The sequence below is a fragment of the Pseudochelatococcus contaminans genome (assembly GCF_014195635.1).
GTDB lineage: Bacteria > Pseudomonadota > Alphaproteobacteria > Rhizobiales > Beijerinckiaceae > Pseudochelatococcus > Pseudochelatococcus contaminans.
Map to the genome: position 1 here is coordinate 16,980 of NZ_JACICC010000003.1, position 24,057 is coordinate 41,036.

General features: G+C 61.1%; 16 protein-coding genes. 6 read left to right on the plus strand and 10 right to left on the minus strand.

Translation table 11 applies throughout. From position 1 onward, the window contains the following. Window positions 1–22 precede the first annotated feature (22 nt). A complete protein-coding gene (locus FHS81_RS06630) occupies window positions 23–943 on the plus strand; it encodes an SPFH domain-containing protein (protein WP_210281583.1) in 921 nt (306 codons plus the stop codon). A gap of 1 nt (window position 944) precedes the next feature. Then, the gene (locus tag FHS81_RS06635) at window positions 945–1,238 is read left to right on the plus strand and encodes an NfeD family protein (protein ID WP_183751317.1); all 294 of its coding nucleotides are present in this window, start codon (window positions 945–947) and stop codon (window positions 1,236–1,238) included. Between the two features lie 132 nt (window positions 1,239–1,370). Here FHS81_RS06635 and FHS81_RS06640 read toward each other — a convergent pair whose 3' ends face one another. Then, window positions 1,371–3,986 (minus strand): sensor domain-containing diguanylate cyclase, encoded by a 2,616-nt coding sequence (locus FHS81_RS06640; protein ID WP_183751318.1) that lies wholly within the window; start codon window positions 3,984–3,986, stop codon window positions 1,371–1,373. Window positions 3,987–4,402: 416 nt separating this feature from the next. Here FHS81_RS06640 and FHS81_RS06645 point away from each other — a divergent pair, with 416 nt between their 5' ends. The 3 genes from FHS81_RS06645 (at window position 4,403) to FHS81_RS06655 (ending at window position 11,509) form a co-directional block, all read left to right on the plus strand. Further along, window positions 4,403–5,596: an efflux RND transporter periplasmic adaptor subunit gene (locus FHS81_RS06645; protein ID WP_246374879.1), complete on the plus strand. Its 1,194-nt coding sequence runs from the start codon at window positions 4,403–4,405 to the stop codon at window positions 5,594–5,596. A 9-nt stretch (window positions 5,597–5,605) separates the two neighbouring features. Beyond that, entirely contained in the window at window positions 5,606–8,770 is a 3,165-nt protein-coding gene (locus tag FHS81_RS06650) for an efflux RND transporter permease subunit (protein WP_183751319.1), read from the plus strand. 231 nt (window positions 8,771–9,001) lie between these two features. Then, complete coding sequence (locus FHS81_RS06655; protein WP_183751320.1) at window positions 9,002–11,509, plus strand: cellulase family glycosylhydrolase; 2,508 nt, start codon at window positions 9,002–9,004, stop codon at window positions 11,507–11,509. A gap of 114 nt (window positions 11,510–11,623) precedes the next feature. Here the strand turns inward: FHS81_RS06655 and FHS81_RS06660 are convergent, their stop codons facing one another. The 6 genes from FHS81_RS06660 to FHS81_RS06685 all read right to left on the minus strand — a co-directional run bounded on the left by FHS81_RS06660 (window position 11,624) and on the right by FHS81_RS06685 (window position 17,176). Then, on the minus strand, window positions 11,624–12,346 hold the full coding sequence (locus FHS81_RS06660; RefSeq protein ID WP_183751321.1) for an ABC transporter ATP-binding protein: 723 nt from the start codon (window positions 12,344–12,346) through the stop codon (window positions 11,624–11,626). 6 nt (window positions 12,347–12,352) lie between these two features. Continuing rightward, the gene (locus FHS81_RS06665; RefSeq protein WP_183751322.1) at window positions 12,353–13,120 is read right to left on the minus strand and encodes an ABC transporter ATP-binding protein; all 768 of its coding nucleotides are present in this window, start codon (window positions 13,118–13,120) and stop codon (window positions 12,353–12,355) included. Continuing rightward, complete coding sequence (locus tag FHS81_RS06670) at window positions 13,117–14,160, minus strand: branched-chain amino acid ABC transporter permease (protein ID WP_183751323.1); 1,044 nt, start codon at window positions 14,158–14,160, stop codon at window positions 13,117–13,119. The genes FHS81_RS06665 and FHS81_RS06670 overlap by 4 nt, the downstream gene beginning before the upstream one ends. Further along, the gene (locus tag FHS81_RS06675) at window positions 14,160–15,065 is read right to left on the minus strand and encodes a branched-chain amino acid ABC transporter permease (RefSeq protein WP_183751324.1); all 906 of its coding nucleotides are present in this window, start codon (window positions 15,063–15,065) and stop codon (window positions 14,160–14,162) included. Before FHS81_RS06675 ends, FHS81_RS06670 begins: the two co-directional genes overlap by 1 nt. A gap of 162 nt (window positions 15,066–15,227) precedes the next feature. Further along, on the minus strand, window positions 15,228–16,355 hold the full coding sequence (locus tag FHS81_RS06680; RefSeq protein ID WP_183751325.1) for a branched-chain amino acid ABC transporter substrate-binding protein: 1,128 nt from the start codon (window positions 16,353–16,355) through the stop codon (window positions 15,228–15,230). Window positions 16,356–16,690: 335 nt separating this feature from the next. Next, window positions 16,691–17,176 (minus strand): Lrp/AsnC family transcriptional regulator, encoded by a 486-nt coding sequence (locus FHS81_RS06685; RefSeq protein WP_183751326.1) that lies wholly within the window; start codon window positions 17,174–17,176, stop codon window positions 16,691–16,693. A 349-nt stretch (window positions 17,177–17,525) separates the two neighbouring features. Between FHS81_RS06685 and putA the strand changes: the two genes are divergently transcribed. Beyond that, window positions 17,526–21,203, plus strand: a complete 3,678-nt coding sequence (putA, locus tag FHS81_RS06690; RefSeq protein WP_210281584.1) for a trifunctional transcriptional regulator/proline dehydrogenase/L-glutamate gamma-semialdehyde dehydrogenase — start codon at window positions 17,526–17,528, stop codon at window positions 21,201–21,203. A gap of 96 nt (window positions 21,204–21,299) precedes the next feature. Here putA and FHS81_RS06695 read toward each other — a convergent pair whose 3' ends face one another. The 3 genes from FHS81_RS06695 to folE are packed head-to-tail and all read right to left on the minus strand — an operon-like array spanning window position 21,300 to window position 23,874. Further along, a complete protein-coding gene (locus FHS81_RS06695; protein WP_183751327.1) occupies window positions 21,300–22,493 on the minus strand; it encodes a CobW family GTP-binding protein in 1,194 nt (397 codons plus the stop codon). Further along, window positions 22,493–23,239, minus strand: coding sequence for a bifunctional diaminohydroxyphosphoribosylaminopyrimidine deaminase/5-amino-6-(5-phosphoribosylamino)uracil reductase RibD (gene ribD, locus FHS81_RS19345; protein ID WP_210281585.1), 747 nt, complete (start codon window positions 23,237–23,239; stop codon window positions 22,493–22,495). Before ribD ends, FHS81_RS06695 begins: the two co-directional genes overlap by 1 nt. Then, window positions 23,239–23,874: a GTP cyclohydrolase I FolE gene (folE, locus tag FHS81_RS06705; RefSeq protein WP_183751328.1), complete on the minus strand. Its 636-nt coding sequence runs from the start codon at window positions 23,872–23,874 to the stop codon at window positions 23,239–23,241. The genes ribD and folE overlap by 1 nt, the downstream gene beginning before the upstream one ends. Window positions 23,875–24,057 lie beyond the last annotated feature (183 nt).

A 24,057-nucleotide genomic window follows, 5' to 3' on the forward strand; every position in this document is an offset into this window, starting at 1 on the left:
TCTTGCGCGCGGGGGAATTCGCGTGCAGTCTGCGCCCCTCGATGTGTCAGAGGGGCCTTTTATGAACGGCGGCGAATTTCTGGGTGACAACGCGGTCTATCTCGCGATTGCCGCCTTTATCATCGTTTCGATTTTTCTGGGTGTCCGGATCGTTCCGCAGTCGGAAAAATACGTTGTCGAGCGCTTTGGCAGGCTTCGGGCCGTGCTCGGACCGGGCATCAATTTTCTGGTGCCGATCATCGACCGTGTGGCGCACAAAGTCTCGATCCTCGAACGCCAGTTGCCGACCGCCTCGCAGGATGCCATCACCACCGATAACGTGCTGGTGCAGGTGGAAACCAGCGTTTTCTATCGCATCACGGAACCGGAAAAGACCGTTTACCGCATCCGCGACATCGATGGCGCCATCGCCACCACGGTCGCCGGTATCGTACGCTCGGAAATCGGCAAGCTGGAGCTGGATCAGGTGCAGTCGAACCGCGCGCAGTTGATCGAGCGGGTGCGCGAGCAGGTCAGCGCCATGGTCGATGACTGGGGCGTCGAGGTGACACGGGCGGAGATTCTCGACGTCAACCTCGACGATGCGACGCGGGCGGCGATGTTGCAGCAGCTCAATGCCGAGCGGGCTCGCCGGGCGCAGGTGACCGAGGCGGAAGGCAAGAAGCGCTCGGTCGAGCTGAACGCGGAGGCGCAGCTTTATGCCGCCGAGCAGGAAGCCAAGGCCCGCCGCGTGCTGGCCGATGCCGAAGCCTATTCAACCAGCGTGATCGCGGCGGCGATCCGCGAGAGCGGGCTTGAAGCGGCGCAGTACCAGATTGCGCTGAAACAGGTCGAGGCACTGGCGACTGTGGGGCAGGCGCCCGGCAACCAGACGCTGGTGCTGCCCGCCGCAGCGCTGGAAGCCTTCACCAATGCCTTCAGCTTGCTGAAAGGGAGGAGCTGATATGTGGTCGGATTGGTGGGTGTGGGTGGTTGCCGGTTTTCTGCTGGCAATCATCGAGGTGCTTGTGCCGGGGTATATCTTCATCGGCTTCGCCATCGGCTCAATGCTGACGGGCTTGCTGCTGTGGGCTGACGTGCTCGGGGGCGAGGGCGGCGTCGCGCCGCTGCTGCTGTTCTACGCACTGGCGTCCGTTGCCGCATGGATCGGGCTGCGCGTCATCTTCGGCAAACCGGGAGAGCGCCCGAAAATCTGGGAGCGCGACATCAACGACGATCAGGGGCCGCCCGCACAATAAACTATCCGCATATTTTTGATTTTACGCGTTTTCCTAGTACAAACCGTTGCCCGCTTCGTTTGAAAACGCGTAAAACCAATATGATAGAGCATTTCAGTGTTTCAACGAAATGCCGAAATGCTCTAACCCCGGTCAGGCCCGGGTGGCTTCCTCTGCCACGATATAGCTGCCATCGATTGTTGCGATGCCGATCCCGTTTCCGCCGGACTTCTTGACCAGATACATGGCGTCGTCGGCACGTTTCAGGAAAGCATCCACATGGTCGCGATCGAACGAACACGCGACGCCGATGCTGGCTGAAATATTGATCGAGACATCATGTCCTGGCAAATGGAACGGGCGGTTCATCGCCGTCAGGATGCGGTCGGCGATCACGCGGGGCATGACGGAATTCTCGACGATCGGTAAAAGAATGACGAATTCGTCCCCCCCGACACGCGACACGGTGTCACCCGCCCGTATGCATGACTTCATCCGTGTCGCGACTTCACGCAGCAGAATATCCCCGACGGCATGGCCGTGTGTGTCGTTGACCGGCTTGAACTTGTCCAGATCGATGAAGAGAATGCCCACCACATGGTTTTTCCGCTCGGTCTGCGCCAGCGCCTGCCGGGCGCGATCGTTCAGCAACGTGCGGTTCGGCAGGTCGGTGAGGGCGTCGAAATTGGCCTGCCGCCATCTTTCCTTTTCCTGCTTGCGCTGTTCGGTGATGTCCGAAAACAGGCCGACATAACGCAGCAGACGGTCATCCGGGCTGTAGACGGCGATGACATTGAGCAGGCCCCTGAAGGTTGTGCCGTTCTTGCGCCGCACGATCACCTCGCCGGACCAGCGCCGCCGCGTCTGAAGGCTTTCGATGATGACGGCATTCACGCGCGATGCGAACAGTGGCGGATCGAGATCCCACAGTTTGCGCTCCAGCACGTCCTGCGGCGTATAACCCGTCAGATCATAGAAAGCAGGGTTGATCTGGATGGTGCGGAAATCCGGCGTCGTGACCAGCAGCGCCTGCGTGACGACATCAAACACGGAATGGCTGATCAGCGCCGACTCCTCCAGCGAGATCACGTGGGACATGTCCGAGAAGACGACCACGGCGCTGATATCGCCGTTTTCCCCCATCGGCGGCAACCTGCGGCTGTTGGCGTAGATCCACGTTTTCTTTCCGCCTGCCGTCTCCATGAAATAAAGGCCGCCGGTCTTGTCGGATTCGATCGCGCGCATCGAGGGATACTGGTCCTTCTGCAACGGCTCTCCGGTGGGATGGGACAGGGGGGCGGAGCGCTCCTTCAGCCCCTTTTCATCCACCCCCAGAATGGAAAGCGCCGCCGTATTCCAGTCGGTGATCGCGCCGTTCTTGTCGACGACGATCAGTCCCTCGGGGATCGTCCGGAACAACATGCGATAACGCGTCTCGCTTTCTTCGAGGCGCTTCTTGAGGGTGGTCTTGTCCGTGACGTCGTGAATGATCGAATACAGCAACTCCTGATTGTTCTGCATAATGGTGCCGGAATAGACCTCCACGTTCCTGATCTCTCCGGAGGCGGTGCGGTGATCGAACAGGAAATGCTCCTGCTGGCCGTTTCTGGCCAGGTCCATGTTGTGCATGACATCGTTCTGAGCGAGCTGATTGATTTCGGCGATGCTCATGCCAACCAGCCTGTCGTGGTCATAACCATAGAACGCGCATGCGGAGGGATTGGCGGCGACGATGCGGCCATTCGTCGGATCGATGATCATCTTGATCGAAACGTTGCGCTCGAAAAGGCTGCGATACAGCGCCTCGCTTTCGAACAGCTGCCGCCGCGCCGCGACCGCGTGCAATCCGAAAAAGATCGCGGCCCAGGTGGATGGCACCAGGATGGCCAGCATGATGGCATTGCGAACAAGACTGCTGCCGCGCGTCTCCTGGACGGGTGCGAGGATGGCGCTTTCGGACAGTCCGACAAAGGTGACGAGCGGGAGGCCAGCCAGCCGCCGCCATGCATAAATGCGGGAGATATGATCGTGGGTCGATTCATCCACGAACACGCCGGTTTCCGGTGCACCCGGCTGTAGATAAGGGCGGCTCGCCTTGACGTGCTTGCCGAGCAGGCTCTCGATGGCGTTGTTTCGGGCGAGATAGGCCCCGTCGGACAGCAATACGAGGCCGGCGCTGTCATCGGGGCCGAGATCCAGCCCGCGCATGATTTGTGAAATGTATTGCGGAGAAATGCTCAGGACGATGAGACCGGCGAACTGTCCATCCCGTTCCATCCGGCGCGCAAACGGGAGATACCAGGTTTTGCTGAAACGGCCGATGATCGGATGGCCTATGAACAGTTCATCGCTGTCATGCGTACTCAGATATTTGAAATGTTCACTGTCATCGACAATGATCGGAGCCCAGTCTGGAACTGTCGAGTAAATTATCCTCCCGTCCGCGCCGATAACGGTCAGTTGTACTTTGCCCAGCACGGGAAAACTGTCGGCGGCGATCCTGACGTCGTCGCTGAAGTTGCCCGGGTCGGACATGAACTGGCGTGTGAGCCTGCGCAGCACGTAATCGATCTGGCGAATGGTTGCCGACGTATGCTCCGCCATGGAATAGGCAAGCTGCTCTGCGGAAGCCTCGCCGTTTTCGATCGCTTTCCGTTCGATCCGGTCGTGGACGTGGTCCAGATACGTCCAGTACGCTCCTCCGGCCAGCAAAGTCAGCAGCCCGGCAACTGTGAGGATCGCAATGCGCCTCCGCAAGATACGCTTCATGCCTGTAACCTTGCCCGTATCTCCGGGGGTGATTCCATTTTGCCATCAATGCGGTAACGGGAGCGGACACACAACCCCGGCCCCGCGATGCGGCAATGTAACATCGAAGAATGCCGGAAAAAATGAACATGCAGTCAATCACAGACAGAATCCGACCGACTGTTCCATCTGAAACACATCATGAAATGCTGTTTTCTTTGGTTTTATTCGGCTAAATGCCGTGTGAAACGCGTGTTTCGGGAATAGCCTAGCTTGCCGCCGTTTACAGCGCGTTGGCGCGCCGGTATACCACGGAACAATCGTTATTCTGGCGCTTGTTTGAAATGCTTTAAAGAAAGTTGCAGTGTTTTGAGCGGCGCGCTCTATTTTGCCGGGTTCTGTTTCTGTCAAACTGCCAACGTCCGGGAGATCTATTCATGACTGCTTTGGTTGCAAGCCGGCTCGCAATCGCGTGCCGCGCCGGCCTGGTAAGCGCCTGCCTCGCGTGTGCCACGATGGGCCTCACCACGGGACAGGCATTGGCGCAGGCTGTTGCGCCCCCCGCCGTGGGGGTCGTGGCGGCGACGCCCGACAGCATGAATGAAAGCATGGAGTTCTCCGGCCGGCTGCAGGCGCAGAGCCGGGTGGAGTTGCTCGCCCGGGTGACCGGCTTCCTTGAGGAACAGGCGTTTCAGGAGGGTGCGGACGTCAAGGCCGGCGATCTCCTTTACAGCATCGAGGCAGGCCCCTATCAGGCCACGGTCGACTCCCAGTCGGCGGTGTTGCAGCAGGCGAAGGCGCAGCAGGTGAATACGGGTCTCACCCTGCAACGCGCGCAGACGCTGCTGGCGCGCAATGCCGGAACGCAGTCGGACGTGGATAATGCCCTGGCCGCCGACAACAGCGCCAAGGCGCAGATCACACTGGCCGAGGCGCAATTGCGCGCGGCGCAGATCAACCTCGACTACACCCGGATTCAGGCGCCCATCGACGGCCGCATCGGCCGTACATCGGTGACGAAGGGCAATGTCGTCGGACCAAATTCAGGCGTGCTGGCGACGATCATCAGTCAAGACCCGATATACGTGACCTTCCCGGTGCCCTCGCGCCAGATCCTGGAACTGGGCGAGGATCAGCGCAGCAAGGGCGGCAAGGGCCTCAACGTGCGGCTGCGGCTGGCAGATGGTTCGCTGTACGATCAGGTCGGCAAGCTCGACTTCATCGATACGACGGTGGCGCAGGATACCGATACCATCCTGCTGCGCGGCGTCATCGCCAACCCGCCGCTGCCGGATGCAGGCGACGCGGTCGGCACCGTGCGCAAGCTCACTGACGGCTCGTTCGTTACGGTGGTGCTCGAATCCATCGAGCCGACGAAATATCTCGCCGTGCCCCGTTCCGCCATCCTGTCCGACAGGCAGGGCGATTACGTTTTCGTCGTTGGCGCCGACAACAAGGCGGAGCAGAAGCGCGTCAAGCTCGGCCAGTCCACGCCGCTCGTCGCGGCGGTCGTCGAAGGGCTGAACGAAGGCGACAATGTCATTGTCGAGGGCATCCAGAACGTGCGCCCCGGTGCGCCGGTATCGCCCGCGCCGGCCAGCCAGCCGGCTGCCGCAGCCGCTCAGCAATAAGGCAGGGCCATGATCTCATCGGTCTTCATCCGCCGGCCACGGCTTGCGATCGTCATCGCGATCGTCATCTCCATCGCCGGTCTGCTGGCATTGACGCGCATTCCCGTGTCGCAGTTGCCGGACATCGTTCCGCCCCAGGTCAAGGTCAGCGGTTTCTATCCCGGCGCGTCCGCCGATGTGGTGGAAACCTCGGTGGCGCAGCCGCTCGAAGCCAAGGTCATCGGCGTCGACAACATGCTCTATATGAAGAGCACCAGCGGCGCGGACGGCTCCTACAACCTCACGGTGAGCTTCGAGCTGGGCTCCGACCCGGACATGAACACGGTCAACGTCAACAACCGTGTGCAGACCGCGCTCGCCAGCCTGCCGCCGGAAGTGCAACAGCAGGGCCTGACGGTGCAGAAGCAGTCGTCATCGATCCTGCAGTTCATCATGCTGTCGAGCGACAATCCCGAGCACGATCAGCTTTTTCTCACCAACTACGCCACGATCAACATTCTCGATAATCTCGCCCGCACGCCGGGCGTCGGATCGGCATCGCTGTTCGGCCGCATGAACTATTCGATGCGGATCTGGTTCGATATCGAGCGCCTGACCAGCCTTGGCCTGATGCCATCCGACATCACCCGCGCCATCGCGGCCCAGAACGTGCAGGCCCCCGTGGGGCGCATAGGCGCGCAGCCCGTGCCGGACGATCAGCAGTTTCAGTTCAACGTCTCCACGAAGGGCCGCCTGACGACATCCGAGGAATTCGGCAACATCATTCTGCGCGCCAACCCGGATGGCTCCGTGCTGCGCGTGAAGGATGTCGCCCGCATTGAACTGGGTGCCCAGAACCAGGACACCACCAGCCGCCTCGACGGTGGAGAAGCCGTCGCCATCGGCATCTATCAGGCTCCCGGCGCCAACGCGATCAACGCGGCAAATGCGATTGCGACGACGCTCGACGATCTGTCCAAACGCTATCCCGAGGGGATGCGCTCGCAGATCGTTTTCGACACCACCGTTTTCGTCAATGCGACCATCGAGGAAGTCATCAAGACGCTGTTCGAGGCTTTCGTCCTCGTGGCTATCGTGGTGTTTCTCTTCCTTGGCAGCGTGCGCGCCACGCTGATCCCGATCATCGCGGTGCCGGTGAGCCTCGTCGGCACTTTCGCGGTGCTGCTGGCGCTGGGCTTTTCAGCCAATACGGTGTCGCTGCTGGCGCTGGTGCTGGCCATCGGCATCGTGGTGGATGACGCCATCGTCGTGGTCGAGAACGTCGAGCGCGTGATGGAGGAAGAGCCGGATCTGACGCCCGCGCAGGCGGCCGAAAAGGCCATGAACGAGGTGACTGCGCCGATTGTGGCGGTGACGTTGGTGCTGCTGTCCGTGTTCGTGCCCATCGGTTTCATTCCGGGCATTTCCGGCGAGCTGTTCCGCCAGTTTGCCGTCACCATCAGCGTGTCGATGGTGATTTCGGCCATCAACGCGCTCACGCTGTCGCCGGCGCTGTGCTCCGTGCTGCTGCGTCATGGTGGCCCCAAGCGTGGCTTGCTGGGCTGGATCAGCAAGCGCATCGATAATGTGCGCGACGGTTACGCGTCGCTGGTGGGGCGGCTGGTGCGCGTATCGGCGCTGTCGCTCGTTGCCGTGGCGGCGCTGGCTTTCGGTGTCGTCTCCCTGTCCAAACTCACCCCGACGGGCTTCCTGCCCGAGGAGGATCAGGGCGCGTTCTTCGTCAACATCCAGCTGCCGGATGGCGCTTCCACCAACCGCACGCGGGAAGTGACCAAGAGCGTCGAGGATATCATCCGCAAGATGCCGCAGGTCGAGCATGTCACCTCGATCATCGGCTATTCGTTCCTCGACGGTTATTCGGCGAGCAACGCGGCCTATGTCGTCGTCACGCTCAAGGACTTCGCCGACAGGCCGACAGCGCAGGATTCCGTGCAGACACTCATCCGCGAGGTTTTCGCCGCTTCGACGCAGATCCGTTCCGCCAGCGTGTTGCCGCTCAATCTCCCGCCGGTCATCGGCCTGTCGACGAGCGGCGGCTTCGAGTATCAGCTCCAGAACCTGGAAGGCGCCGATCCGGCCGAAATGGCCAGCGTGGTTCAGGCGCTGGTGTCGGCGGCCAATCAGGACGAGCGCCTGTCACGCGTGTTCACCACCTTCCGCTCCTCGACGCCATCGATCTATCTGGATATCGACCGCGAGAAGGCGCAGGCGCTGGGTGTCAGTGTCGGCGATATCTTCTCCACCGTGCAGGCGACGCTCGGCGGCTCCTACATCAACGACTTCAACCTGTATGGCCGCACGTGGCAGGTGAACCTGCAGGGCAATGCCGCGGATCGCCGCGACGTGAATGCCCTGTGGAACATCTACGTGCGCAACGACAAGGGCACCATGGTACCGCTGCGGTCCATCGCGACCACGCGTACGGAAGTGGGGCCGCAGGTCATCACCCGCTACAACAACTACCGCTCGGTCACGATCGATGGCAGTCCCGCCCCCGGCATCTCTTCCGGCGAGGCGATGCTGGCCATGGAGGAGGTGTCGAACAAAACCCTGCCGGACGGCTACAGCTTCGAGTGGACGGGCACCGCATATCAAGAGCAGGGCACCAGTGGCCAGACCGCGATCATCATGGGGCTGGCCATCCTGTTCGCCTACCTGTTCCTTGTCGGCCTTTACGAAAGCTGGACCATTCCCGTGCCGGTGCTGCTCTCGGTGACGGTCGGCATCATGGGGGCGTTCATCGGCCTGCTGATCTTCGACCTGACGCTGGATCTCTATGCGCAGATCGGTTTTGTCGTGCTGATCGCGCTTGCGGCGAAGAACGGCATCCTGATCATCGAGTTCGCGAAGGACAAGCGCGAGGCCGGGCTCGATATCAAGGAAGCGGCGATCATGGGGTCGAAACTGCGTTTCCGCGCGGTGATGATGACCTCCATCGCCTTCATCCTCGGCCTCGTGCCGCTGGTGTGGGCGAACGGCGCTTCCCAGATTGCCCGTCACAACGTCTCGACGCCGGTGTTCGCGGGCATGATCGCCGCGGCCCTGTTCGGAATCTTCCTCATTCCGATGCTTTACGTCACCTTCCAGTCGCTGCGTGAAAAGGTGAAGAGCCGGTTCGGATCGGCCCCGCCCAAGGCTGGTGACGAGGGACACGCCGCCCCGCCTGCGCCGTAATCCCGAAACGCTCTCAACCGGCCCGCGCACCTGTTCCCCGGAATGGATGCGCGGGCCGGCTATCGAGTCTTCATCGATTGCGGGGCGTTCTCGCCATGTTAGTTCTCGCTATGTCAGTTCTCGCCATGTCACATGACTGCCGCACCTTTTGATGGAATATATAGTGTATTCAATCGGGGGCGATGATGCTTTTCCGCCTCAATCGACACATCATGAGGAGAGGTGCCGGTCATGAGCGCAGCGATCTATAATATTGGCGACGATTGGGGAGCCGGGTTTATAGGCAACATAAGCATCTCCGGCGGCTCTGCCGGGCTGGAGGGCTGGACCCTCACGTTTGAGGCGGACTTCGATATCACCAATATCTGGGGCGCGGAGATCGTCAGCCGGGAGGGCAATCTCTATACGCTGCGCAACCTGAGCTGGAATGCGAACGTACCGGCGGGGCAGTCCGTCAACTTCGGTTTTCAGGCGGTTCCCGGTCCCGGCGGCAACACAGCCGTCAATCTCGTGCTCAACGGCGAAGAAGTCGAACCGCCCGTGCCGCTGCCGGCGCTGTCGGTTGCCGACGCGTCTGTGGTCGAAGGCGATGACGGCGTGTCCGAGCTTGTCTTCACGGTTACCCGTTCCGGCGATACGCAAGGCCCTGTCAGTGTTGACTACAACACGCTTGACGGCACCGCGCTGGCAGGTTCGGATTATGCCGCTATTGCGGGCACGCTGGTTTTCGCGGAAGGCGAGACCTCCAAAACCATCCATGTCGAGGTTCATGGCGATACGCTGTTCGAGCCGGACGAGTACCTGAACCTCGTGCTGTCTGCGGCGGAAGGTGCGACCATCGCTACCGGCACGGCGACCGGCATCATTCTCAATGACGACGAGGCGCCCGCGCCGGCCATCCTGCCGGTGGTCAGCATCGGCAACGCGACGGTGGTGGAGGGCGATCCGGCAGCCGGCTCCGCCGCCTCGGGCTGGCTCAGCACATCCGGCAACCAGATTGTCGATGCCGATGGCAACAGCGTGCAGATTTCCGGAGTGAACTGGTTCGGTCTCGAGTCGGGGAATTTTGCCCCGCACGGCCTGTGGGCGCGCGGCTATAAGGAAATGATCGAGCAGATCAAGGATGAAGGTTTCAACACCATCCGGTTGCCGTTTTCCAGCGAGCTGCTGCATACGTCCACGGCTCCCAACGGCATCGATTTTTCCAAGAACGCCGATCTTCAAGGCCTCAGTGGCCTTGAGGTCATGGACAAGATCATCGAATACGCGGGGGAGGTCGGGCTGAAGGTCATCCTCGATCACCACCGCAGCGAGGCTGGTGCGGGCGCGTCCGGCAATGGCCTCTGGTACAACGATGCCTATACCGAAGCCGCATGGATCGCGGATTGGCAGGCGCTTGCCGCCCGTTATGCCGACGATACGACCGTGATCGGTGCCGATCTTCACAACGAGCCGCATGCCGGCACCTGGGGTGGCGGCGGGGCTACCGACTGGGCAGCCGCAGCCGAGCGCGCGGGCAATGCCATCGGCACGGTCAATCCCGACTGGCTCATCTTCGTCGAAGGTGTGGCCACGTATGAGGGGCAGAACTACTGGTGGGGCGGCAATCTCGCCGGCGTCCGCGACCGGCCGGTCGAGCTTGATGTCGACAACAAGCTCGTCTACTCGCCGCACGACTATCCCAATTCCGTCTTCCCGCAGTCGTGGTTCCAGGGCGCGGATTTCCCCGCCAATCTGGAATCCGTTTTCGATGAGGCATGGGGCTTTATCTACCGCGAGGGCATTGCGCCGGTCTATCTCGGCGAGTTCGGAACCAAGCTGATCGATCCCAAGGACGCTCCGTGGCTTGACGCTATCACGGCTTACCTGGCCGGCGATTTCAACAATGACGGCACCTCGGACATTCCCGCGGGCGACAAGGGCATCAGCTGGACCTTCTGGTCGTGGAATCCGAACTCCGGGGACACCGGCGGCATCCTTAACGACGACTGGACGACGGTGAATGCCGACAAGCTGGCCTATCTCCAGCCGATCCAGTTCGACTTCGACACCGATGTCACCGGCGGGGAAACGGGCGAGCAGACGCCGGTTTTCGCCGAGTTCCTCGTGACCCTGTCCGAGCCGGCCGACGAGCAGGTCAGCGTGGATTATCATACTGTTGCAGGCACGGCCTCGACGGCTGATTTCACGTCGACGAGCGGTACGGTGGTGTTCGAGCCCGGCGAGCAGAGCAAAACCATTGTCGTAGCCATCAAGCCGGATCTCATTGCAGAGGCCGACGAACAGTTCAGTGTCGTGCTGACCAATGCCACGGGCGCAACGATCGGTGTCGGCACCGGCATCGGGACCATCGTCAACGATGACGGCACGCCAACCGAGCCGACCCCGCAGCCGGAACCTCAACCCGAACCTGAACCGCAGCCAGAGCCTCAGCCTCAGCCCGAGCCCGTGGACGGGCTTGACGCTTCGCTGGCGCTGGTCGATTCATGGAGTGCGGGTTTTAACGCGAATGTGGTTATCCGCAACGAGGGTGCCGCCATTCAGGGTTGGCAGATCGAGATCGGGCTGGATAACGACATCGCCAATATCTGGAACGCTGAAATCATTTCCCGCACCGATCAGGGTTACATCATCGGCAACGCGGCTTGGAACGGCGGCATCGCATCGGGATCTGAAATCAGCTTCGGTTTCATCGGCGTGGGCCAGGTCAATGCGTCCGACATCGAGCTGATCATCTGATGCGGCGTCAGTGATCGGAGGCCTCTGGTCTTCGCGTCGACAGGCTTTTGAAAAACAATGGCCCCGGCTTCATCGAAGCCGGGGCCATTGTTTTTATACCTGTGCCGATGGGGTTCAGCCGCCGAGATAGGCCTTTTGAATCTCGGGGTTGTGCATCAGCGCATGCGCCTCGCCGTCCATGACGATGCGCCCGACCTCGATGACATAACCGCGGTTGGCGATTTTCAGGGCGGCCACGGCATTCTGCTCGACGAGCATGACGGTGACGCCGCGCTCGTTGATTTCCTTCGCCGCTGCCAGAATCTGACGCACGACCAGCGGCGCCAGTCCGAGCGACGGTTCATCCAGCAGCAATAATTTAGGGTCGCCCATCAGCGACCGGCCGATGGCGAGCATCTGCTGTTCACCGCCGGAGAGGGTGCCGGCAAGCTGCTTGAGGCGTTCTTTCAGGCGCGGGAAAAGGGTGAACACCCATTCGAGGATGTCCTTTTCCTTCTGCTTGTCATGGTTGGTGTATGCGCCCAGAAGAAGGTTTTCCCACACCGTCAGCGTGGAAAACACCCGGCGCCCCTCGGGGGACTGGATGATGCCGCGTTTGACGATCTCGGCGCTGTCGATGTTCTGGATCGGCTGACCATCGAACAGGATGGTTCCGGAGCTGGGGCGGATCAGCCCGCTGATGGAGGCCAGCAGGGTGGTTTTTCCCGCACCGTTAGCGCCAAGAATAGTGACGATCTCACCCTTCTTGACGTTCAGGCTGATGCCATGCAGGGCTTCGACCTTGCCGTATTTGACGACAAGATCCTTGATCTCGATATAGGACGACGTATTGCTCATGATGGCTTACTCGTCGTCGCTGGTGCCGAGGTAAGCCTCGATCACCTTGGGATTGGACTTGATTTCCTCAGGCGTGCCTTCCGCAATCTTGGCGCCATATTCGAGAACCACGAGCTTCTGGCAGATGTTCATCACCAGATTCATGTCATGTTCAATCAACAAGACGGTGATCCCTCTTTTCTGGATGGCGGCGATCAGCTCCGTAAGGGCTGCGGTTTCCTGATCGTTCATGCCGCCCGCAGGCTCGTCGAGAATGATCAGCTTCGGGTCGGTCGCCAATGCGCGGGCAATTTCCAGCAAGCGCTGGTTGCCATAGGATAGGTTGCCCGCCTCGTTGTCGTATCCCGCATCAAGGCCGACAAAGGCCAGCTCCTGCATGGCCCGCTCAACGGCGCTCTTTTCCTCCCGCTGCTGCCACGGCAGGCAGAACATCGATGCGAACAAGCCCGCGTGCATCCGGCAATGCCGGCCGGCCAGCACGTTCTCAAGCAGGCTCATCTGCTGGAATAGACGGATGTTCTGGAACGTGCGGGCGATGCCCTGCTGCACGATCTTGTAGGGCTTCTGACCATTGATGACCTGGCCGCGGAACGTGACCGTGCCGCTCAGCGGCGCATAGTTGCCGGTGATCAAGTTGAAGACCGTGGTTTTTCCCGCGCCGTTCGGTCCGATGAGGCCGACGACAGACTGCTCGTCGACGGTGAAGCTGACGTCGTTGACCGCGGTCAGGCCACCGAATTTCTTGATGACATTCTGGAGTGACAGAAGGCTCATTCCACCACCTCCGCCTGATTGCCGGCCGACAGGCCTGCTTTCTTCCCGATCCCGCTGGGGAACTTACCGACCAGATGGCCGGCGTTATACTGCCGACGGCGCGGCTTCATGATGCCCTGCGGACGGATAATCATGATGACCACCATCATCAGGCCGAAAAGCAGCATGCTCCAGTCGCCGAACATGGTCAGGACATCGCGCATGCCGACCAGCAGGAACGACGCCAGAACGATGCCGACGATATTGCCGCCGCCGGCGAGGATCACGATGGCGAACAGCAGCACCGATTCCTTGAACTCGAACAGACCCGGCGAAATCGTGCGGATGAAGGGCGCATAGATCGTGCCGACCATGCCGGCCCAGAACGCGCCGAGCGCGAAGGCGATCAGCTTGTAGCGGACGATGTTGACGCCGTTGCCCGAAGCCGCCACCTCGTCGTACTTGATGTAGTTCAGCGCACGGCCGAAGCGCGAGTGTTCGAGGAAGTAGAACAGGCACGCCGTTATCGCGACAAAACCCCATATGAGATAAAACTGCGCGAACTGGCTCATGAAGCGGTAGCCGAACAGCTCGATGCGTTGGATGCCCGTGATGCCGTTCGGTCCCTGCGTCAGACCGAAGATGTCGTTAACGAAGGCGATACGCAGGATTTCACTGATGCCGATCGTCACCACCAGCAGATAGTCGCCGCGCAGGTGGATGACCGGCAGAGCCACCACGAACGCGAACAGCGCCGTGATGCAGGCCGCGAACGGCAGTGTGTAGATGATCGGCCAGCCCAGCACGGAGTTGAGGACGGCAGTCACATAAGCGCCCAGCGCGAAGAACGCGATGTGGCCCATGTTGAACAGGCCCGTCTGCCCCAGAATGATGTTGAGGGACAGGGCAAGGGCAGTGAAGATGCCGATGTTGTTCAACGTGCGCAGCCACGTGTTCCCGCCGCTGCTCGATTCAAGCGCGATTGCGAGAACCGCCATCAGTGCAAAGAAGACGATGCCTGTCCAGAAGCCGATGTGGCGTGTTTGTTTCAGAGCTTCCATCAGATTTTATCCGCAACACGTTCGCCCAGAATGCCGGTGGGGCGAAAAATCAGGATGACGATGAGGGCTCCGAAGGCGATTGCGTCTTTCCAGCTTCCGGAGACATATCCGCCGGCAATTGCCTCCACGACGCCCAGCAGCAAACCGCCCAGCATGGCGCCCGGAATGTTGCCGATGCCGCCGATGATGGCCGCCACGAATGCTTTCAGGCCGAAGGAGAAGCCCATTTCCGGATGGATCTGGCCGTAGAACAGCCCCATCAGCACGCCCGCCGCGCCGCCGAGCGCCGGCCCGATGATGAACACCAGCGAGATGATCTTGTTGACGTTGATGCCCATCAGTTTCGCCGCGCCCTGATCGATGGCGACGGCTCGGATCGCCGTTCCGGTGCGCGTGTGGTTGATGTACCAGTAGAGCAACGCCATCAGAAGAACGGCAGTGCCAAACATGATGAGGCGCTTCGACTGAATATCGACGCCGAAAATCGGAATGTTCGGCAGGTTGATGATATCCGCCGGATAGGATTGCCGGTTCGGCGAGTAAATCAGCTTCAGCGCATTGGCAAAGAAGATCGACGCGCCGAACGCCGAAACCACCGCCGCGAGCCGGTTGGCATTACGCAGGGGGCGGTAGGCGACGCGTTCCAGCAGGAAGCCGATGATGGCGACGCCGATCGCCGCCATGATGATGAGTATCCACGGAATGATCAGCGGGCTGACATTGCCCTGAAGGGCGAAACTGACGAGGATCGTCAACCCGAAATAGGCGCCTATCGTGAAAAGATCGCCGTGGGCAAAGTTGATCAGCCGCAAAATGCCGTAGACCATCGTATAGCCCAATGCGACAAGAGCATATATGCTACCGATTGCCAGGCCATTGCTGAGTTGGGTGATGAAAATATCCATGGCGATCTATCTGAATTGACGGCACATGAGTAGGAGCCGTTTCCTTGCGGAACAGCTTCCGGTTTCTTCGGATGATGCCAGGCGCTTGTCTTGGTGATCTTGGCGATCACTGTGACCGCGCCCGGCATGCCTCATGTACTGCTGAACAAGGGAAGAAACGGCTTATTCAGGCTGGAGGACGAAGTTGCCGTCTCCATCGACCTCGTACAGGCGGTAGAGATCGCCGACGCGGTCACCCTTTTCATTGAAGGAAATCTTGCCCGAAAGGCCCTGCACGTCCTTCAGGTCGTTATGCAGGTAGTCGGCGATAGCTTCGGAATCCGCACCCTTGGCCTTGATGGCTTCGACAAGGGCGATGAAGGCGTCACCGCTGGCGACGGACCAGATCGATCCGGGATAGGTGCCGTACTTTGCCTTGTAGGACGCCAGGAACTCCTTGGTCACAGGCGTATCGAGATCGGTCGGCAGGGGCGGGGAGATGAAGCGGTAGCCCTTGGCCGCATCCTTGCCGGCGATCTTAATCAGATCGACGTGGTTGGACGCATCGCCGCCGATGATCGGCGCATCGAGACCGATTTCCTTCTTCTGGCGCAGCAGCAGACCGACTTCAGGATAGTAGCCGGTAAAGAAGATCGCGTCGGGATTGGCGCTCTTGAGCTTGGTCAGCACGACCGAGTAGTCGCTCTCGCCCGGCACAAGCGCGTCGAAGAACACGGTGTTCACGCGGCCGTTCTTGTCGATCTGCGCCTTGAGTTCGTCAGCGAGGCCCTTGGCGTAGGCGGTGCTGTCGTGCAGGATGGCGACGGTCTTGAAGCCCAGCTTGTTGAGGCTTTCCTCGGCGACGCGGCCCTGCTCGTCGTCGCGCGGCGCGGTGCGGAAGAAGCGCTCGTAGCCTTTTTCGGTGAGGCGGATCGAGGTCGAGCCCGTGCCGATCTGGACGATGCCGGCTTCGTCAAAGATGTCCTGGGAGGCTTCGGTGACGGCCGAACCATAGGTGCCGATGACGGCGGGAACCTTGGTGGAGGCCAGACGCGTGGCAGCGGTCGCAGCCGTACCCGGCGATGAACCGTCGTCCTCGATGACGAGCTGAACCTTGTTGCCGTTGATCCCGCCCTTGGCGTTCAGATCCTCGATCATCAACTCGATGATTCTCTTGGTGTCCTGCCCTTCGCTGGCATAAGGACCTGTCAGGCCGGCCATCAGGCCGATGCGGACATCCTGAGCAAATGCCGGAAATGCAAAAGCGAGCGAAACGCCTGTCGCCAGCGCGAGCATAGTTTTCTTTATCATCGAAGTTCCTCCGTATTCAGTCAGACAATCTTTGTTTAATTCCAAAACAGGAATGATCCTGTCTTTCTGGAAGTAGCTATAAAAGCATTTTTATGATCGTACAACCGTATCTGGTTTTATGCATTCACACGTATCGATAGACAGATCCAATGTTTTTATTCGTGCCTTATTTATAGGCAGGCTTGATTCTAGCCTTGGAGTGAGCCTGAAAATCGATCTATTCAGACAGCTACATTAATAGCGACCTCATTCCGACGGCAGACTATAATCGGTTCCTCGCGTAACTTGCAACCGGACGGGGGCGGCGTGGGTGTCATGTTTCGGACGGCGCGATCTCACACCGAAATCGCCGGTTCCTTGACCGCCTGCATGACGATGAATGTCGAGGTACTGGCGACGTGCGGCAGGCTGGATATGCTCTCGCCCAGCACCTGCCGATAACGCCGGATGTTCGCGGTGCGCACCTTGAGCAGGTAGTCGTATGGCCCTGCGATCATATGACACTCTTCCACTTCGCGGATTTTTCGGACAGCATCATTAAAGCTAGTAAGCGCTTCTTCCCGTGTATCCGAGAGCTTTACCTCGGTATAGGCAACATGATCGAGGCCGACGCGGCGTGGGTCGAGCACGGCTCTGAAGCCGAGGATGTATCCCTCGTCGATCAGCCGTTTCAGGCGCGTGTGACATGGGCTCTTGGAGAGGCCGATCCTCTCCGCGAGGGTGGCGATCGGCATGCGGCCGTCCTCCTCCAGAGCTTCGATGATCTTCAGGTCGTACCTATCCAGATCGACCGCGAAAGGCGCTTTGGGCGTGATTTTCATCTCGATTCCTGCCGAACAAAAGTGTTTCAGGCTGATATTTTTTGTTATTTCGGTGCATATGTAAATACGCTTCTCACTATAAGATACCGCTCGCATCAAAGGCCCCGATGCGCGATGGAGCGGTGCGCGAAAATCCGGCCTCAACGGCTGGAATCGCGCTGACTTCGCCGGACACGCGGCCTCTGGCGACATATCGAACACCCGTTTTTCCCGAAGCAGCCTGCGCTCAGGTCGAGCTGAATTGAACGCAAGCTGCGGCTAAATATAAATTCAGGGCGCCCGACGCGCTGGAAGCATAACAGCAGATGCCTTCGCCGGCCGGCAGGCCAGCGTGCGCACAGAGGTGATCATGAACCATATCCCGGAAAACCAGCCGCCTTTCGCCTCCTTCGCCCCCCCTGTCCGGGAGCAGGGGCCGCTGCGCCAGGCGATCACCGCCGCCTATCGCCGGCCGGAAGCCGAATGTGTCGCGACGCTGCTTGAACAGGCGACCCTTCCCACGGAAACCGCTACCGCCGTGCAGGCTACGGCGCGGAAGCTGATCGAGGCTCTGCGCGCCAAGCACAAGGGCACCGGCGTCGAGGGGCTGGTGCACGAATATTCGCTCTCCAGCCAGGAGGGCGTGGCGCTGATGTGCCTTGCCGAAGCATTGCTGCGGATTCCCGACAACGCGACGCGCGACGCGCTCATTCGCGACAAGATCGCTCACGGTGACTGGCGCTCACATGTCGGCGGCGGGCGTTCGCTGTTCGTCAATGCTGCGACGTGGGGGCTGGTGGTCACCGGCAAGCTCACCGGGTCGGTCGATGGGCATGGCCTGTCCTCGGCGCTGACGCGTCTCATCGCCCGTTGCGGCGAGCCGGTCATTCGTCGCGGCGTCGATATGGCGATGCGCATGATGGGCGAGCAGTTCGTGACCGGCGAGACCATTGAGGAGGCGTTGAAGCGCGCCCAGGTGCTGGAGGAGCGCGGCTTCCGCTATTCTTATGACATGCTCGGAGAGGCCGCGACGACCGCCGAGGATGCCGACCGCTACTATCGCGACTACGAACAGGCCATCCACGCCATCGGCCGGGCATCGGCAGGGCGCGGTGTTTATGCCGGCCCCGGTATTTCGATCAAGCTTTCGGCGCTGCATCCGCGCTATTCCCGCGCGCAGGCCGAACGCGTGATGGAAGAGCTGTTGCCCAAGGTGAAGGCGCTGGCGCAACTCTCCAAAACATACGACATCGGCCTGAATATCGATGCGGAAGAGGCCGATCGTCTTGAGCTGTCGCTCGATCTGCTGCAGAGCCTGTGCGAGGATCCGGATCTGGCCGGGTGGGAAGGCATCGGTTTCGTCGTGCAGGCCTACGGCAAGCGCTGCCCGTTTGTGCTCGACTTCATCATCGATCTGGCGCGCCGCACGGGCCACCGGGTGATGGTGCGTCTGGTGAAGGGCGCTTACTGGGATGCCGAGATCAAGCGCGCGCAGGTGGACGGGCTGTCGGATTTCCCGGTCTACACGCGCAAGGTGCACACCGATCTTTCCTATATCGCCTGCGCCCGCAAGCTGCTGGCCGCGACCGACGTGGTCTTCCCGCAGTTCGCGACGCATAACGCCCAGACGCTGGCAACGATCTATCATCTCGCCGGGCCGGATTTCAAAGTCGGCAAGTTCGAGTTCCAGTGCCTGCACGGCATGGGCGAGCCGCTTTATGACGAGGTCGTCGGGCCGCAGAAACTGGGTCGTCCTGCGCGCATCTATGCTCCGGTGGGAACGCACGAAACGCTGCTGGCCTATCTGGTGCGGCGCCTGCTGGAAAACGGCGCCAATTCGTCCTTCGTCAACCGTATCAGCGACAGCAACGTGGCGGTCGAGGATCTGATCGCCGATCCGGCGGATGTCGTGCGCGCCACGTCTCCGGTGGGTGCGCGCCACGATCAGATTTCCCTGCCGGCCGATCTTTATCCCGGCCGTCCGAATTCCGCCGGTCTTGACCTGTCCGATGAGCGGACGCTCGCGCAACTCAGCACGGCCCTGCGCGACAGCGCCGCGCATGCGTGGACAGCTTCGCCTCTGGTCGCGGGCAAGACGGTGTCCGGCATTAGCCGCCCGATCCTCAATCCCGGGGACCACGGCGATGTTGTGGGGACGGTGACGGAGATTGCTGAGAACGAGGTTGCGGGCGCCGCTGAAATCGCTGCGCAGGCGGTTGATGCCTGGTCGCGCGTGACGCCGGATGAGCGGGCCAGCCGTCTGGAGCGCGCCGCCGACATCATGCAGGAGCGTCTGCCGACGCTGTTGGGCCTGATCATGCGCGAGGCTGGTAAATCCGCGCCAAATGCTATTGCCGAAGTGCGCGAGGCCATTGATTTTCTGCGCTATTATGCCTTGCAGGCGCGTGTGACGTTCGATGGCACACAGAAGCCGCTTGGACCCATCGTCTGCATCAGCCCGTGGAACTTCCCGCTGGCCATCTTCATCGGCCAGATCGCTGCGGCGTTGGCGGCCGGCAATGCCGTTCTGGCCAAGCCTGCCGAGGAAACGCCGCTCATCGCCGCCGAGGGCGTGCGCATCCTGCATGAGGCCGGCATCCCGGCCGACGCCGTGCAATTGCTGCCCGGTGACGGGAAAATCGGTGCGGCGCTGGTTGCCGCGCCGCAGGTGAATGGCGTGATGTTCACGGGCTCCACGGAAGTAGCGCGGCTGATTCAGAAGCAGCTTACCCGGCGTACGCTGGCGAACGGCAAACCCGTCCCGCTGATCGCCGAAACTGGCGGCCAGAACGCGCTTATCGTCGATTCCTCGGCGCTGGCTGAACAGGTCGTGTTCGATGTGATCGCTTCGGCTTTCGACAGCGCTGGGCAGCGTTGCTCGGCCTTGCGCGTTCTGTGCTTGCAGGAAGAGGTGGCCGATCGCATCCTCACCATGCTCAAGGGTGCGCTGAACGAACTGTCGATCGGCCGCACGGACAAGCTCAGCATCGATATCGGCCCGGTCATCACGGATGAAGCCAGAGGCATCATCGACCGGCATGTCGAGGCAATGCGCGGGCTTGGCGCGAAGGTCGAGCAGACCGATCTGCCGGCGGCAACGCAGAAGGGCACCTTCGTTTCGCCGACTATCGTCGAGATTGCGTCGCTTGCCGATCTCAAGCGCGAGGTGTTCGGCCCCGTGCTGCACGTGCTGCGCTATCGGCGCGAGAATCTGGACCGGGTCATCGACGACATCAACGCCACTGGCTACGGCCTGACTTTCGGCCTGCATACGCGTCTTGACGAAACGGTGGCCCATGTCACCGGCCGCATCCGGGTGGGCAACATCTACATCAACCGCAACATCATCGGCGCGGTCGTGGGTGTGCAGCCGTTTGGCGGGCGCGGCCTCTCCGGCACAGGGCCGAAGGCGGGCGGCCCGCTCTATCTGGGCCGGCTGGTCGAGACGGCTCCGGCATTGCCGCGCGAGGGGTCGATTCACGTCGATCCCGCGTTCGTCGATTTCGCCACCTGGCTGGACCGTCAGGGCAAGGGTGAACTGGCTGCCGCGGTTCGCGAAACCGGGGTGCGCTCGCGGCTCGGCCTTGAAACGGAGCTGCCCGGCCCGGTCGGTGAGCGTAATCTTTATGCGCTGCATCCGCGCGGCAAGATTCTGCTAGTGCCGCAGACCGAGATTGGCCTCATCCGGCAGGTCGCAGCGGTTCTGGCGACGGGCAACGAGGCAATCGTCGACGCAGGATCCAACCTGCGGAAAACGCTTGAGAAGCTGCCGCCCAATATTTCCGTGCGCGTTTCCTGGAGCACGGACTGGAAGGCGGATGGGCCTTATGCGGGCGCGCTCGTTGAAGGCGATGCGGCGCGTGTGGCCGAGGTCTCTGCCCGGATCGCCGAACTGCCCGGCCCGCTGGTGCTGGTGCAGGCCGCTGCTTCCCCGGCGCTGGCGCAGGGCGTCGATGCCTTCAACCTCGACTGGTTGCTGGAAGAAGTGTCCACGTCCGTCAACACCACGGCGGCGGGCGGCAACGCCAGCCTGATGGCCATCGGCTGATCGGAGCCGCTCACGTCCATCATCCCCGCGTGCTCCACACAAGCATGCGGGGATGATGGTTGAAGATGCTCGCGGTGTCAGCCGCGCATGAGCGTGTCAGGCATCCACGCGTGGCCATGGATCTTCGAAATGCTCTCCATGCTGCCATGCGACGATCTCGTCTTCCGTACAGAAACAGGTTTTTAAGGCATCGACAAAAGGATCGATTTCCTGCTCCTGTCCGATGATGACGAGCTGGCAGCGTCTGTCACCGAACACCGGCGACAGGCCGGCAAGACGCTCTGCGAGTCCGGTGCGCTCTTCCGGCGTCAGTTTCAGGCTCAGATCGCTCAGCGCCGCGATGCGCCAGTAGCTGACGACTTCAAGGTTGATCGATCCGGCGGCCTGATTCCACAGCAGGCATTGGTCATCCCGCGAGGGCAGCCAGAAGAAACCTTTCGAGCGATGAATGCCCGTGCCCAGAAAGCGGTTGTAGATGGTCCACAGCCGTTGCGGATGAAACGGTCGCGGATCGTTCAGCGTGCGTGACACGATGCGGTATGCAGCCGGATCGGCAGGGTCGTCTCCGTCATCAGCCTGCTGCGCGAATTCCTGACCGAGCCGCGCGACGCGATGGAAATCATAAGGCGGCATGGCGAAGACATCGTCGAGCCGCAGCCCGCCCCAGCTCATGCCGGTTATGTCCGCGTAGGGATTGAGCGGGTGGATGGCTTGCGCGATCTCCTGCAACGCGCCATCGGGGAGGCGATCCGTCTTGGTCAGCACAAGGCGGTTGGCGAACATGATCTGTCCCGCCAGAAGGTTTTCCACTCCCTGCTGATCTTGCGCCAGATTGCGCTGCAAGCCCTCGACGACACCCCGGCCTTTGTCGAAGTCCTGCAACAGCATCACGCTGTCGATCAGCGCGAGACAACCGTGCAGTTCCACCTCCGGCGTGTCGCGCAGGGCCTCGACAAGCGGCCAGGGGTGAGTACTGCCGGATGTCTCGACCAGAATATGGGTTGGCCCATCCTCCGCGATCAGCCGCGCCAGCGCCTCGCGAAAACGCGGCAGAATATGGCGACTGGACAGGCTGCCGCTGTCGATTGATATGAAATTGTTGCGTTCGCCGCCAACGAGGTCGGTGTTGGCGATGACATCGGCGTCGATATCGATTTCGCCCATGTCGTTGGCGATGACGGCAAGGCGAATGTCGCTGCGCTTCCGCGCCTGATGCAGCAAGGCGTTCAGAAGGGTTGTCTTGCCCGATCCCAGAAAACCGTTGAGCACAGTCACATGCGTTTTTGCCATCAGGGCCTCATGATATATGCAGATGCTGGCAGCGACGGGTGCCTCTGGGCCTCGATCGCAGGCGCAAGCAGCAGTAGCAGCGGGTCGCCGCCGGGGATAAAGACGGTGGTGAGGCCACGCCGGCCAAGCTGATCAAGCAGGTCGTCGGCATTGCACGGATGGGGCAGTGTCTCGGCCGCTGGGTGGTGTCCGGATGCCCGCAGCACCAGCTTGATATGCCCGGCCTTGCTGATGAGCATGGCGTCGAAACCATCCGGGATGCTTTCGTGAGCATCGAAGGCGCTTCCGGTTGAGACGAGCGGTCTTCCGGTCGCTATGCGGTGGAAGAAACCGGCCATGATGACCTGCGCCTCCGCCGCTCCGGGGCCGACTGTCACCGTCACTCCGGCCTCCCGCAGTTTGCGAAATCCCCCGCCGTTCACGCGCGGGTCCGGGTCTTGCAGCGAGGCATGGACATGCGTCACTCCGGCTTCGATGATCGCATCGGCGCAAGGCGGGGTTTTGCCGTAGTGGCAGCACGGTTCGAGCGTCACATAGAGGGTGGAGCCGCGTGCCTGCGCGCCCGCTGCATCAAGTGCCACACGCTCGGCATGTGGGCGGCCGCCGATCTGCGTCTGCCCGCGCCCGACGCACACGCCGTCCCGGACGATCACGCATCCCACCGCCGGGTTGGGCCAGACCCACCCTTGCATGTCCCGCGCCAGCCCGATGGCCTGCGCCATCCAGTGGCGGTGCTCATCCGGCATCACGTAAAGGCCGTGCCCTGTGGCAGGGAAGACAGAAACTCCTGCCGCAGATTGACATCGTCCCGGAAAACGCCGGTCAGGCGGCGGGTCACCATGCTGACGCCGGGCTTTCTCACACCGCGCGTCGTCATACACATATGCGCGGCCTCAATCACCACCGCCACGCCGCGTGGCCGCAGCACGCTCTGGATGGTATCCGCGATCTGCGAGGTCAGAGTTTCCTGAATTTGCAGGCGCTTTGCATAGGCCTCGACCACGCGGGCGATCTTGCTGATGCCGACCACGCGACCGGCTGGAAGATAGGCGACATGCACCTTGCCGATGATCGGCACGACATGATGTTCGCAATGCGATTCCAGCCGCATGTTGCGAAGCACGATCATGTCGTCGTAGTCGTTGGTTTCCTCAAAAGTGCGGGCAAGAAGTTCGGCGGGGTCAGTGTTGTAGCCGTCGAAAAATTCCTCATAGGCCTGCACCACCCGCGCGGGCGTGTCGATCAGCCCTTCCCTGTCCGGGTCGTCACCGGCCCATTCGATCAGCAGGCGAACCGCAGCTTCAACATCGGCACGGGCGGGGCGCTGCCGGATTGGCTTTTTCGCATCCAGACGCTCCTGCCCGCTGGCCACCTTGTTCATTGCCAATAACTCCCTGCATTAATTGCGTAAAAAACGTATCGAGCGCCCACCGCTCCCGACACGCTTTTTGCCAAGCCTGCATGCCTGCTAAAAATGTAATGTTATATAATTTCATAAAATGCACAGACAAAGCAAGCGGGATATGAACCGCTTCGCTTTTGTCAGGTTCTTTGCAGTTGATTA